This is a genomic window from Candidatus Thalassolituus haligoni (assembly GCF_041222825.1).
Taxonomy (GTDB): domain Bacteria; phylum Pseudomonadota; class Gammaproteobacteria; order Pseudomonadales; family Oceanobacteraceae; genus Oceanobacter; species Oceanobacter antarcticus.
The window spans coordinates 520255-533885 of sequence record NZ_CP139482.1 but is presented as its reverse complement, the minus strand read 5'-3'; the positions used below and the strand labels follow the sequence as shown (position 1 = coordinate 533885).

Here is a 13631-nt window from a genome sequence, read left to right as displayed (position 1 = left end):
CGTTATTACTCCTTCTTATTGTCTTGTAATGGATCCACCACGACGATATTGCCGTCGGGAGTTTCAGATACATCCACTGGTTGAAGTTGTTGGCCAACACAAGGCCCCTGGATACACATACCTGTGTCTGGCTCGAATAAAGCGCCATGGGCATGGCAGGCGATATAGCGCCCGGCCGCATCCAGATACGCGTCTTTACGCCAGGCCATGGGCGCGCCGTTGATATGGGGACAGGCATTACGCCAGCCATACAGCTGCCCAGCCCGACGCACCACAAACAGGCTGTCGCAGCCCAGTTGCAGCGGGTCAAACCCGCGCGACTGGCCTTCTGCTACCATCTCACTGCGGCACAGCAGCTGGGGTTGAGGCTGAGATTGCTGTCCGCTGCTCACCGTTGTGATTCCGGCTCAGCAGCAGGTTTCATCAGAAAGTGCGCCAGCGCCGGGATCAGAATCAGTGCCCCCAGCATGTTCCAGAGAAACATAAACGCCAGTAACAACCCCATATCAGCCTGGAACTTGATCGGGCTGAACACCCAGGTCACCACACCGACGGCTAAAGTAACACCCGTTAGTATTACCACTTTTCCGGTAAACTGCAGCGCCCGTAAATAGGCTTCCGACAGGCTCGCTCCAGCTCGCAAGCGGGACATCGTGACCGACAGAATATAAAGCGCATAATCGATACCGATACCCACGCCCAGTGCGATCACCGGCAGAGTAGCGACCTTGACGCCCATTCCCAGCAGAACCATCAGGGCTTCAGCCAGAATTGAGGTCAACATCAAAGGCAAAATGGCAACAACCACGGCACGCCAGGAACGGAAGGTGATAAACGACAGCAGAATCACCGCGCCGTATACCAGTAACAGCATATTGCGCCAGGCCTCCTTGACCGCGATGTTGGTTGCCGCCTGAATACCGGCACTGCCTGCGGCCAGCAAGAACGTGACGTCTTCACGGTTGTTGGCGGCGGCAAACTGTTCAATATGATCCACCACCCTGGTCAGGGTGTCCGCCTTGTGATCCTGCAAATAGACGTACAAGGTCAACAGCGAACAGTCGTCGTTATACAAACCCCGTGGCGCGCCAGCGGTAATAAAATTCAGCATATTCTGGTTGGGCAACAAGCCGTACCACAGCGGATTACCTTCATTCAGGCCCGACAGCATGCGACGCGACATCAAGGCCAGAGAATTGGTGGTTTCCACACCGGGCAGCTGGCGCAATTGCCATTCCAGCAGGTCAACCGCTTTGAGAATGCCGTACTGGGAACAGAACCCGGCGGGGGTTTCAATCATCACCGCCAGTACATCACTGGAGGCCCCGTAATGCTGATTCATAAAGGCCACGTCGCGGTTATAACGACCGTCAGGGCGCAGCTCCGGCGCACCCTGATCGAGGTCGCCAATTTTCAGCTGGGTACTCAGGGCACCGCCAGCAATGGCCAACGTAACCCCGGTCAGAATCGCACCGATGGCCCACTTCCGCCGGGTAAAGCGATCAAGAAACACCCACAAACGCGCTTCGGCAGAATGACTCTGGTCTTCATTCTCATTGGCGACACTGCGTTTGGCGGCGCGCTCACTGACCCCAATGTAGGAGAGCAGGATTGGCAGCAGAATCAGATTGGTAAAAATCAGCACGGCAACACCGATCGAGGCCGCAATAGCCAGCTCGCGAATCACTGGAATATCAATCACCAGCAGTACGGCAAAGCCCACTGCATCGGCCAGCAAGGCCGTCAGTCCAGCCAGAAACAGGCGGCGAAAGGTAAAGCGGGCGGCAACCAATTTGTCAAACCCCCGCCCGACGTCCTGCATAATGCCATTCATCTTCTGGGCACCGTGGCTCATGCCAATGGCAAACACCAGAAAGGGCACCAGGATGGAATAAGGATCCAGCGAGTAACCCAGTACCGGCAGTAACCCCAGCTGCCATACCACCGCCGTCAATGAGGCCAATACCACCAGTGCGGTAGAGCGGACACAACGGGTGTACCAGTACACCATGGCAGTGGCAATGGCGACGGCAATAGCAAAGAACATCAGAACCGATCGCACGCCATCAATCAGATCGCCAATAACCTTGGCAAAACCGGTGATGTGGATCTCGACGCCCTGTTGCTCGTAACGGCCTCGAAGCTCTTCAAGCCGGGTGGCAAATTCAGCGTAGCTGATCGGATTCCCTTCAGCATCCTTGTCAAGCAGCGGCACATAAATGGTGCTGGAGCCGCTATCAAGTGCCACCAGCTGGCCGATTTCGCCAGAACGGTTAACATTGATCGCCAACCGTTCCATGCTGGCTTGCGAACCATCGTAGCCGTCTGGAATCACCGGGCCGCCTTCCATGCCTTCTTCGGTCACCCCCACCCAACGGGTCGACGGCGTCCAGATTGACTTCATCTGTACCCGGTCAACCCCTGGCAGCAGAAAAATCTCATCGCTCATCTGCCGCAAGGTTTCCATGTACTGGGCGTCGTAAATGGTGCCGCCCGGATTGGCGACAGCCACACGAACCGAATTGCCCAAGCCGTTCAGTTCACTCTTGTAAGACCGATAATTGGTGACGTATGGGTGATGAGTTGGCAAGGTCTTTTCAAAACTGGCATTCAATTCCAGCCGGGTTGCCTGAGAGGCCAGCAACAGCGTGATCAGGGCGCACAGCACAACCACGACCAGGCGGTTGTTAAACAACAAACGCTCGATCAAAGATCCGGATTTGGGATCGAATTCGCCGCTATCGGCGGGTGTATTCGGAATGGAATATTTCACTGCACATCTCCAGACTCAATCGAGATAATTCCCCGCACGCTGGCCGCGAGCAGTCCACCGTCCTGGGTCCGGACAAGATGATTCAGGGGTGGGAGTTTTTTATTGATAACCGGCAACAGCGCGCCGTTGGTTTCACGCAAGATGTGACCCGCCTGATTAACCAGCAACAACTCGCCATCCTGGTAAAGCGACGAAGTAATGGTGGCCACCACCGGGTTACTCATCTCTTGCCAATGTTGACCGGCATCATCGGCGGATACCAGGGTATTGCCCTTCAGCCCAGCCAAAACCAGTCGGCCACCAGCCGTGATTTCACCAGTAAAGAAACTGCCAGGATAAGGTGTTTCCAGTTCACTGAAGCTATGACCGTTATCAACCGACAGCCGCACCAGGCCCTGCTCGCCAAATACCAGCCAGCGCTGCCCTTGTGTGCGAATACCGTACAAGTGCAAGCCCATGACATTGTTCAAGCGCTGCGCCCAGTCGCTCCAGGTCGCCCCGCCATCGTTACTTTCCAGCGCCAGGCCGTACGCACCGACCACAATCAGGTGCTTCGCGCTGAGCACCAACAGATCAAACAAAGGCTTGTCGGGGCCATCCTGAACCAGATAATTGGCCGCCCGGAGTGCATGATCATTGCCAGAGGCTTCCGCTTCCGCCAGCAGGATGCGAGCTATTTGTTCACCCGTCAGCACCACTTGCCAATGTGCACCACCATCAGTGGTGGCCAACACCACGCCAGAATGTCCCGTGGCATACCCGGTATTGGCATCAAAAAAATCCACATCCGTCAGAGTCACACTGACGGGCACCGGTGCCTGAGTCCAGTGCGTGCCACGATCGCCCGACAGCAGGATCAGACCCCGTTCACCGACGGCGATCTGACGTGATCCCGCGAGCGCAACCGAGGTCATAAACGAATGGGCATCTGCCCGGCTTGATAGCGCCGGTCGATCCCAGGCATCCGCCACTTCATCAGGGTTTTGTTCTGCCGCCAGACACGGGCTACCGAGACCCGCCAACGCCAACAGCAACGCCAAAAAGCCATGCTTCGATGCCACTGCCATCATGAACCAGCCACTCCTGGCGCAGAGCGGAAAATAACCCTTGCCTGCCAGGCTAACGAAGCTTTTCTATATGTGTGTGCCATGACGCTACCTCGATACAAAACTGTTTATTGTTATGTGGTGATGCCTGCTGGCGGTTAAGACCGCCGCTCAATCCTTCTGCCTGGCCTGCTGTCCTTGCGTCTTTATTGCCACCGCAATGGCAAAGCGCTTCACCCGGCGGCGCGGCAAAGCACCGCCCGGTGAAGCGATATCACGCAGATATCACGCAGATATCACGCAGATATCACGCATAGTCACCGTTTTCAGGCGTACCTGGGCCTGGAGACCACTTCTTGCGGTATTGCAGCAGGAACGCCTGCGAGGCATCAGCCCCTAGGTCAGAAACCCGCGCTTCCCAAGTTCTGTCGTGCAGATCCATATCGGCGTCCATTTCCATATGGCAGGCAAACGGGCTGTTGAAATACCAGAACCAGTTGGATCCGAGCAGGTGTCGGCCTGGGCCCCAGAACGCCTGATAGCCTTTTTCGATAAAGCGGGAACCGTTCTGCATTACTTCCGTTGGACCAGAGAAATGGAAGGTGAAATGCTCGACACCTTTCATATGTTCTGGCGCACCAATCAGAAAGTGAGAGTGGTGTTCCAATGAGCCACTGGCCTGTAAGAAGGGGCCAATACCATCAAAGCGGTCAGTGCAGCGGAAGCCCAGGCGTTCAACATAAAAGGCCTCGGCCTTGACCACATCCGGGACGAAATACACAACGTGCGACAGGGTACGCGGGCGTATCTGGCCAACATGGTCATCGACCCCCAGCTGGTTGACATCACGCTGGATCGGCGATCCGGGCACGTTGGCGATTTCGCCGATTTTTTCGATCAACTTGCGTTGGGTCAGCTGAAAACCAATCACAAAACCCATGTCGTCAACGGATTCAATCGAGCCATCGTCTAACAGCCGTACTGCACGGTCTTTCGATAACTCGTCGCGAATGCCATCCAGCGATGCCTGATTAGCCACACCCATCACGGTTTTACGCAACAAACAGCCATTACCCAGCGCCGCTGGCAAGGTTTCATCGTCGGTATGAGCCAGTACGATGGCAGTGCCATCCAGGGCTTCAAAGCGACCACCCTGATCATTCGTATCGACCGCAATCAAGCCGTAGTCGGTCAGGTATTGAGCACAGTCAGCAAGGTTTTCAACACCAAATACCAAAGTTTCCAAACCGGTAATATTCATCTTTGCTTCTCCTGAAAAGACAGTGCTAGGCGATGCGGCCATTCAAGTGTTCGGCAACCCAGTCAGCAATATAGGCTCCAGCGTTGTCCGGGTTATCAAAACTGGAATGCTGGGTACCACCTTCACGTTCGGTGAAAATTTTCAGTTCACGGTCAGGGCTGTTCACCAGCTGGTCGAAGGTGCGCTGAGCCCACTTCAATGGAATCTGGGAATCTTTTTCACCATGGGTAACCAGGAATGGCACCTTGATTTTCTCAACCACACCATCCAGGTGAACCTGTTCCGCAATCGCCATAAAGTCGCCCATGTCTTTCGCACCCCAGACCCAGCGCACGTGTTCCCAGTAATGCGGCACCGGAAAATCACCTTCATTTTCCAGGCGCTTTTTCTGGACGTCGCGCCAGTCGTGGTTAGCACCCCAGACCACACCGCAAGCAAAACGCGGCTCGAATGCCACGGCACGAGGACAGTAATAGCCACCCAGCGACACCCCTTCCATACCAATACGGGCAGCATCAATATCATCGCGGGCTTCCAGCCAATCGACCACGCGGCTGGCCCAGTGCTCGGCATCAAAGCGTGCAGGCAAACCTTGCAAACGCAACGCTTCACCTGTGCCTGGCTGATCAATAACCAGGGAAGCCACCCCCCGTTTAGCCAGCATGCGGGGCAAACCAACGCGGTATTTCATTTCTTTGGTGGAATCCAGGCCGTTGACCTGTACCAGCACTGGAGCCGGGCCATCCACCCCTTCCGCCCGCACATACAGCGCCGACAGGTGTGTGCCTTCGTAGGGAATTTCTACCCGCACGCAGTTTTCTTTGGTCAGCTCGGTACCGCGGTTAAACACTTCCAGAAAACGGGTAAATAACGCCAGACGACCTTCTGCACCATGGGCCTGCAAACGCTCGGCGGTCAGATAATACGTTGCAGCCCGGTTGTATTTTTCTCCGGCAGAGATCAGTCGCCCTTTGGTTTCATCTTCAGCCGCCAGATCGCAGAGTTTGTCGGCCATACGCGCCCAGGTTTCACGAAATGCAACCGTGCCTTCCGCGTCACGCTTTTTGGAAGCCTCCATCAGCGGTGCGCACATTTCCTCGATTTCACCCATCTTGGCCCCCATTTCAATGGCCAGATCGACGGATAAATTCCACGGATAGTTGGTTGGAAAATATCGAAACATAATTCCTCCTGATCAAATCAATAACATAAATTAATAACAACGGTAAAAACAGAATATCCTCAGATATCCACACACAATAAAAAAGACTTTCAGAGGCCCTCCGACACCATTAACAATTATCGTCAAACGCTGAATTAACCTCTGAAAGTCAAAGCACCTTGTTGCTGAACCAACCCAATAAAACAAGGCACGTTAAAATGGATCCTGGCCGCCATTAATTACCACCGAGATACAACCCAACAACATAACTCTGGCAAGCAAGCGGTTACCCGGTGGCTTACCAAGCAATCGTATTTTCATGTCCCATTCACATCATGCACATATCCAACTCGATCACACCGCAGTAATACCGAATCCAAACCCTTGTTATTTCAAGAGACTACCCCTGCCACTCACAGGAGATAACGATTCAAATCCGGTATCGCTGATTTGCTATTAACGAACCCCTTGTGCTGCCAGGCCCTGGCCGGTAAAGGTATTGGTTGGCCAACGATTGGTCGGTCGGTGATGGAATTCCTGATCGTTCAAGACATTGGCCACATAACCTTCACCAGACAACAGATCGTAGTAACCAAAGGTCTGGCGAATCGTGCCGGGAAAGTCTGGCATCACGTAGTTAAAGCCCCACAACGTCTTCCACAGCTGGCCTTTGCCATCCCAACGGTCGCCCAACACCGCTTGCCAGGTGTCTTCGTCCAGGTAGTACTTGCTTTTGGGAACACGATGACGCTTGCCTTCCGCCAGTGTCGCTTCGACGACCCACACCCGGTGCAACTCCCAGCGTACGGCTGCGGGATTGAGGTGCTGGCCGGTAATGATCTGATCTTCGCTGTATTGCAAAAACCGGTTCTGGTTGTAGGGCACCAGGATTTCCTGCTTGCCCAGCAGTTTCCAGTCGAACAGGTCGGTACGACCCGAAAACACCGATATCTCGTCAAATGACATCAGACCGGCAGTAGCGGGAGCTGGCGTATCGCAACAGGCATTCGGCAAACGCCGAACCCGGCGCTGACCTGTCAGGTAGACATAGGCCGCCGACTTGTCGGCATCCAGGTTATCACGTCCGACGATCATTTCACCGGCACGAATCGGCGGTCCGACGTTGGTCAGGTTAATTTCCCAGTACATGCCATCGTAGTTATCCACGCTGCCATCCTGAAAGTAATACGGCATATTCTGGCGAATAGACCCCTCGGTGGTCAGTACGCTTCTGCCGTTCGAAGTGATCTGATATTGCGTCAGCATCACCTCCCAACTGCTTCCCGCCCAGCCGAGAATATGATTTTTAATGGCTTCAAGACCTGTTTTAGCAATCGGGAACGGCACGCCACCGTAGGCACCCTTGAGGGTGTGACCATCCAGAGTCGCGCGAATCGCATTGGCGGCAGTGTTGTCATACACCCACTGGGGCGCTGACGCAGTACGATGAGTCGGATAGACATTCAGATGGTAGCTATCCGGGTATTTTTGCAGCATCGCCTTGACACCGTCAGTCAACTGATCGGCATACTGATTCATGTTGTCGACGGTGATGGTGTACAGCGGCTGCTCATCCTTGAACGGATCGCTGCGACGCCCGCCCGCCACATCACCGGGAATTGGCTGGGTGTAACCGCCAGTCCAGGCAGGAATGATACCAGCCGCATTCCCGGCGCGCTCGGCACCAAGCGGGGTCAGATCCCGCTGCAAACGAGCAGCTTCTTTTTCTGAAACAGCCGCGCTGGCGACCAGACTGGAACACGACAATACCGTTGTAGAAATAACGGCCAACAGTGCCCGGCTTTTGTTGTTATACATAATTGCCTCCGGCTATTTAAAAGGTAGTACTGACAGACAATGAGAGGTAATCCCTGTCTTTCAGCGCTTGTTTGAATTGGGGGTCATTATTGTTATCGTTGCCTGAGCCAATCGGTCCGTGGAACCTCATATAGCTCAGCGAACCAGTCCAGCGACTCAGATATATTGCCTTGACGCCAACATTAAAATCGCCGCCCCGGTCAACACCAAAAGCCGGGCCAACGGCAGACGAACGACCCCATGTATAGCTACCACCGATCGTTGGACTTACATCAATACCGGAGAATAACTGGCGATAGGTCGGGCTATAAACAACCCGAATAGCCGATGCCGATTTATCGGTATTCGGATTCAATGCACCCTCGTTATCAGTAATGGCCATACGCGTATTCCAGGCAACTTCACCCAAGAAACTGGCCTCATCTGAAATAAACGAAGGGCCGAGGCTGGCGAGCCATGACACCTGGGCATGACCCGTCTTGCCTACCGCATAACCAGGGTTATCACTGTTGTTGTATTCAGTGCCGACACCGATGGTTTCCAGAATGGTTACGCCAGAACTGGCCAACGGTGCGTTCAGACGAACGGAGGCTTCACCCGCCAAGCTCCACACGCCGACCGTTTTGGCAAAACTGGCGCCAAACGCCTTGATCCCTTCGTGATAGGCCCACTGGAACTTGGAAGCCGTCAGCTCCGGCGGAGTACCAGACAAGGTGGTGTAGATAACGCTGGGAGAAAACGAATTGTATCGAATGGCGTACAGACCAAAATCGGTGTCAACCTCAGGCACATACAAGCGTGCCTGCAGGCCGTACTGGCCGCTGCCAGACGCCTCCATATCACCGCCATTTTCAAACACACCGGTGGGGCCAGCATTCAAACGTTCTCCAGCAAGTACATCATTGCTCGACAGATAAGCACCCGCTGGCAACAAACGGGTTTTCTCCCATTCGTAACCAACATAGGCACCCAGCGACAAATAGTCGGACAACGATAAGGTGGCAGACACCTTGCCCAGCGGCCGAGCTACTTCCTTGAACTGGGAATTGGGAACCGATAACAATTTCACCAGATCCAGCGGTGCCTGACCACCGGCAATACCATTCGCGCCATAAAACAGGCTCTCACCCCATAGCAAGGTATGACGCCCGACCCGCACCGTACTCATGTGCTCACCAAAGCTGAAGTAGCCGTACACGAAGGCATCCAGCAGTTCAACATCCCGCCCCATAATGGTGCGGGCATCGTCTGAAAACTCATCTGCCGAATCGGCATTAGAGGTAGTGGTATCGTTGTCGGTATCCTGATGGTAAATCTGATCGTACCAACCCGCCGCACTGACTCGAGCGCCCATGTTTTTATAGGCCAGGTCAACCTCAGTCAGGATATCCAGTCGGTTGGAGACCAGCCCCTTGTCGAAGTTATTGTCACCGTCGTCTTGGTTAACATTATTGGGGCCGACAATGCCATTGGCATCGTACTGTGTTTCGGAAAGCTCTGCAGACCGCTCTTTGAGGCGATAGGCAGCACTGTATTTGACCGTATTATCCAAACGCAGGGACAGTTCCGGATGACCGGTATCAATCGTAAATGCGTGAACAGATGTTGTGCATACCATGATGGCCAGAGAGAGCACTTTGGGGTGCAATTTCTGACACACGGGAGCCATACCCTTGCGAGTGTTTATCGTCATCAGACCCTCCTCCAATTATTTGGAGATTGTTGTTTTTATTCAGGGAGCCGAACACCGGAGCCAGCGTTATCGCTACTGAACTGAGGCTAGCGATGTACCGCGAGAGGGCAGATTACGAGTGACTGACCATTCAGTAAAACGCTTAAAACTAAACAGAGGATTCGATAAGATCGAACGTTTATTGAATAATTCAGCCATCCGCCCATTTGCCAATAAGGCTGGTCAAAGCAGCTGGAAAGACTCTACTCTGTGAGCCGGAATGGCGAGACAAGAGGGGAAACATCATGCGTTTTAACAAGCTGGATCTGAATTTGCTGATCGCACTGGATGTGTTGCTAAAAGAACGAAGTATTACCAGAGCAGCAGAAAAGCTGAACCTGAGTCCATCCGCCGTCAGCAACTCCCTCTCACGTCTGAGGGAGTATTTCAACGACGATATCCTGACCCAGATCGGCCGTAAGATGTACATCACGCCATTAGGGGAAGACATGCAGGATTCCGTCCGTAATGTGCTCAATCTGATCGAAAGCAGTATTCTTATCCAGCCCAACTTTGACCCCGCCACTACCGACAGAACCTTCAGTATCTTCTGCTCTGACTACACCCAGATGGTACTTATTCCCCACCTGCTGATGCTGGCAGAACAACAAAACAGCAATGCCCGCTTCCGGTTTTTGCCACAGATTGAAAATCCGCATAAGTCCATGGAGCGAGGCGAGGCCGACCTGCTGATTATTCCGTCGGACTTTGTCTCCGCCGAAAACCCCAGCGATGTACTTTATGAAGAAGATTTTGTGTGCATGATGTGGAACGACAGCGCTATTGCACACACCCCCCTGACCGTAGCGGCCTATGCCAATGCTGGTCATGTCAGCATGGAGCCTTCCGCCCATCGCCGAGATTTTTTCAGCCAGTTTATTAACCAGGAATACGGCATCAACCGTCACATTACCGTCAGCACCTACAGCTTTGCCGTATTGCCTTCCATGGTGGTAGGGACAGAAAACATCGCCACTGTGCACGCACGCCTGGCCCGTCAAATTGCCAGAATCTGGCCGCTCACGATCAAGCCCGTACCCTTTGCCATGGCGCGAATGAAGCAATGTGTGCAATGGCATCAGTACCGTAATAATGACAAAGGGCTAATCTGGCTCAGAGAACTGCTGGTCAAAGCCACCTCCCAATTGGATATCTCACCCCCGGCGTAGCAGCCGATCGCACAGCAGCCAATGTCTCGAACACCCACTTGGTGCTGACCGATCACCTGAGGCACTGGTAGCCAGTGCCTGTTTCTGATGATCAGCTACCAACCATCGCTATCTTGAACCGTGCTTACCCTCACAGCAGACTCAACTTGTCAGCTCCGGAACCTTGACATAAAAAATACTCACCACTAAAGTAAACATAGTTAACTTAACAATGTTAATTTAACCTTTGAAACACCCGCTACATAAAAATAAATCACCAGGTCATGGATCATCACGCCCGGCAAGGGATAACAGCATCCATAACCCAGCAGGAGAACACCGTATGCCTTATCTGATGAATTGTTGGTACGTGGCCGCATGGGCCAGCGAAGTAAGCACCGGGGAACTGTTTCCCCGCACCCTATTGGATCAGAAAGTCGTCATCTACCGCGACAACGAAGGCGTGGCCCACGCCTTGCTGGATCGCTGTCCCCACCGTTTTGTCCCCCTGTCCAGCGGCAGCCTCTGCGATGGTGGCCGTTCGATCCAGTGCAATTACCATGGATTGCAGTTCAACCAGTCCGGCCAGTGCGTGCACAATCCGCACGGTGATGGAAAAATACCCGCAGCCGCTCGCGTCAAGACCTTCCCGTTGGTCGAAAAACACAACTGTCTGTGGATCTGGATGGGTGACCAAGACAAGGCTGACCCAGCACTGATAACCGATTTTTCCTGCATGGATCGGGAACATTTCTACGTGGGTGAAGGGTATTTATATGCCAAAGCCAACTATGTGCTGGAGTCCGATAACATTCTAGACCTGTCCCATATCGAGTTCTTGCATCCTGGCACGCTGGGCAGCGATGCTGTCAAAGACTCGGTCACCGAAGTGAAACAGGATGGCGACACCGTCTGGTCCATGCGCCAAACCAACAACGAAATCCTGCCCGATTTCCTGTACCAGGCCTGGGGCATTGAACATGGAAAACGGGTCGATCGCTGGATCGACGTCCGTTGGGACGCCCCGGCCAACATGCTGCTGATCAGCGGTGCAACCCCCACCGGACAGCCCAGAGAAAACGGCATCGAAACCTTGATTCCACATATTTTCACCCCCGAAACCGCACATTCCACGCATTACTGGTTTGGCATGTCCTTTCCCAAGGCCATCGGGCCGCATGCGCAGCAATTGGCTGACGAACAGGTCGCCAACCTGAGCGTGCCGTTTGAAACCGAAGACCTGCCCATGCTGGAAGCCCAGCAAGACAACATGGGTGACAGCGACTTCTGGGAAAACAAACCGGTCTTGCTGATCGGTGACGCAGGAGCCATTCGTGCACGCAGGACACTGGACAAGCTGATCAAGGCAGAAAACGCCGCGACCTGAGCCAGCTCAGCATCCTATTCCTCAAACCGAGGGGACGTTCTCAATGATTAAACCGAGCCTGCTGAGAGCCCGAAGGGTCAGGGTCAATATCCCGCCATGCGGTGTTCCATGCGGTGTTGTCGGACTTGAAAAGGACGCGCTATTCTCGGCGTCCAACGCCTTGCCTGACGGGATTTTCCTCCTGACAGGCCACGTTAACTAATTGGAACGTCCCCTAGAACCACCGCCGGGGATAACAGCCCCGGCGGACTGCACTCGTACAGGTAAACAGCATGTTTGACGTTATCGTCTCGAAACGTACTCAGGAATCAGAGCGAATCATCAGCCTGGAACTGACCGCCCCAAACGGCGGCGAGTTACCGGAATTCAGCGCTGGCGCTCATATTGATGTCGTCACCCCGAATGGCCCCGTGCGCCAATACTCGTTGTGCAATAGCCCGGCTGAACGCCATCGCTATTGCATCGCAGTTCAGTTGGAAGCCGACTCTCGTGGTGGCTCGACCGCCATTCACCAGGCTGCAGTTGAAGGCAGTACGCTGCAGATCAACGCCCCCAGAAACTTGTTCCCATTGGATAGCAGCGCCCAGCATTCGCTGCTGGTGGCGGGCGGCATAGGGGTGACCCCTATTCGCTCAATGGCAGCCAGCCTGCACGGTGAAGGCAAATCGTTCGAGCTGCATTATTGCGGTCGCCAGTTAGCCAACATGGCCTACCTTAACGACCTGCAACAGTCCGAATACGGTGATCAGGTTCATATCCATTGCGATGAAAGTGAATCGGCCCAACGGCTGGACATCACCACCCTGTTGCAACAAACCGACCCGACCACCCATATCTACGTCTGTGGCCCAGCCGGATTTATGGACTATATACTGGACGGCGCTGCTCAGGCTGGCTGGCCAGCCCAACAACTGCATCGGGAATATTTCAGTGCCCCCAGCCCAAGCGACGACGACGAGCAAGGCAATCGCGCGTTTGACCTGTTACTGAGCAGCAGCAATCAGGTGATCCGGGTGGCTGCCGACACCAGCGCAGCCGAAGCGCTGCTGGCTGCGGGTATCGATGTCCCCTTGTCGTGCGAACAGGGTATTTGCGGCTCCTGCCTGACCACCGTCCTGGAAGGGACTCCAGAACACCGGGACAGCTTCCTTACCCCGGATGAACAGGCTGCCAATAACTGTTTCACCCCCTGTTGTTCACGAGCACACAGTCGTCAGTTGACCATTGACCTCTGAAGCCCGAGTCTGGACAAGCACTCGAATCCTTCGGGGCAGAATGTTAGATTGCGCCTTTTGGCTGCCCCG

The 13631-nt window shown here is 54.1% G+C and carries 10 protein-coding genes; 3 read left to right on the top strand and 7 right to left on the bottom strand.

The window, feature by feature from the left end:
• Positions 1-5: 5 nt before the first annotated feature.
• The 7 genes from SOJ49_RS02395 to SOJ49_RS02365 all read right to left on the bottom strand — a co-directional run bounded on the left by SOJ49_RS02395 (position 6) and on the right by SOJ49_RS02365 (position 9753).
• Positions 6-392 (bottom strand): Rieske (2Fe-2S) protein, encoded by a 387-nt coding sequence (locus SOJ49_RS02395; protein WP_369856633.1) that lies wholly within the window; start codon positions 390-392, stop codon positions 6-8.
• Positions 389-2773 carry an RND family transporter gene (locus tag SOJ49_RS02390; RefSeq protein ID WP_369856632.1) on the bottom strand — a complete coding sequence of 795 codons (2385 nt, stop codon included), beginning with the start codon at positions 2771-2773 and terminating at the stop codon, positions 389-391. Before SOJ49_RS02390 ends, SOJ49_RS02395 begins: the two co-directional genes overlap by 4 nt.
• Positions 2770-3843 carry a WD40/YVTN/BNR-like repeat-containing protein gene (locus SOJ49_RS02385; RefSeq protein WP_369856631.1) on the bottom strand — a complete coding sequence of 358 codons (1074 nt, stop codon included), beginning with the start codon at positions 3841-3843 and terminating at the stop codon, positions 2770-2772. The genes SOJ49_RS02390 and SOJ49_RS02385 overlap by 4 nt, the downstream gene beginning before the upstream one ends.
• Positions 3844-4126: 283 nt before the next feature.
• Entirely contained in the window at positions 4127-5080 is a 954-nt protein-coding gene (locus tag SOJ49_RS02380) for a VOC family protein (RefSeq protein ID WP_369856630.1), read from the bottom strand.
• 25 nt (positions 5081-5105) lie between these two features.
• Complete coding sequence (locus SOJ49_RS02375) at positions 5106-6263, bottom strand: alpha/beta hydrolase family protein (RefSeq protein WP_369856629.1); 1158 nt, start codon at positions 6261-6263, stop codon at positions 5106-5108.
• Between the two features lie 435 nt (positions 6264-6698).
• On the bottom strand, positions 6699-8060 hold the full coding sequence (locus SOJ49_RS02370) for a DUF1329 domain-containing protein (RefSeq protein WP_369856628.1): 1362 nt from the start codon (positions 8058-8060) through the stop codon (positions 6699-6701).
• A gap of 16 nt (positions 8061-8076) precedes the next feature.
• Positions 8077-9753, bottom strand: a complete 1677-nt coding sequence (locus SOJ49_RS02365) for a DUF1302 domain-containing protein (RefSeq protein ID WP_369856627.1) — start codon at positions 9751-9753, stop codon at positions 8077-8079.
• A gap of 284 nt (positions 9754-10037) precedes the next feature.
• Here SOJ49_RS02365 and SOJ49_RS02360 point away from each other — a divergent pair, with 284 nt between their 5' ends.
• The 3 genes from SOJ49_RS02360 (at position 10038) to SOJ49_RS02350 (ending at position 13562) form a co-directional block, all read left to right on the top strand.
• Positions 10038-10961 carry a LysR family transcriptional regulator gene (locus SOJ49_RS02360; protein WP_369856626.1) on the top strand — a complete coding sequence of 308 codons (924 nt, stop codon included), beginning with the start codon at positions 10038-10040 and terminating at the stop codon, positions 10959-10961.
• Positions 10962-11283: 322 nt separating this feature from the next.
• Complete coding sequence (locus SOJ49_RS02355; RefSeq protein WP_369856625.1) at positions 11284-12327, top strand: Rieske 2Fe-2S domain-containing protein; 1044 nt, start codon at positions 11284-11286, stop codon at positions 12325-12327.
• Between the two features lie 272 nt (positions 12328-12599).
• Positions 12600-13562, top strand: coding sequence for a 2Fe-2S iron-sulfur cluster-binding protein (locus SOJ49_RS02350; protein WP_369856624.1), 963 nt, complete (start codon positions 12600-12602; stop codon positions 13560-13562).
• Positions 13563-13631 lie beyond the last annotated feature (69 nt).

Excerpts from the sequence above, each read along its gene's own strand:
- SOJ49_RS02385 (WP_369856631.1), bottom strand. The coding sequence starts at position 3,843 with ATGATGGCAGTGGCATCGAAGCATGGCTTTTTGGCGTTGCTGTTGGCG.
- SOJ49_RS02380 (WP_369856630.1), bottom strand. The coding sequence starts at position 5,080 with ATGAATATTACCGGTTTGGAAACTTTGGTATTTGGTGTTGAAAACCTT.
- SOJ49_RS02375 (WP_369856629.1), bottom strand. The coding sequence starts at position 6,263 with ATGTTTCGATATTTTCCAACCAACTATCCGTGGAATTTATCCGTCGAT.
- SOJ49_RS02370 (WP_369856628.1), bottom strand. The coding sequence starts at position 8,060 with ATGTATAACAACAAAAGCCGGGCACTGTTGGCCGTTATTTCTACAACG.
- SOJ49_RS02365 (WP_369856627.1), bottom strand. The coding sequence starts at position 9,753 with ATGACGATAAACACTCGCAAGGGTATGGCTCCCGTGTGTCAGAAATTG.
- SOJ49_RS02360 (WP_369856626.1), top strand. The coding sequence starts at position 10,038 with ATGCGTTTTAACAAGCTGGATCTGAATTTGCTGATCGCACTGGATGTG.
- SOJ49_RS02355 (WP_369856625.1), top strand. The coding sequence starts at position 11,284 with ATGCCTTATCTGATGAATTGTTGGTACGTGGCCGCATGGGCCAGCGAA.
- SOJ49_RS02350 (WP_369856624.1), top strand. The coding sequence starts at position 12,600 with ATGTTTGACGTTATCGTCTCGAAACGTACTCAGGAATCAGAGCGAATC.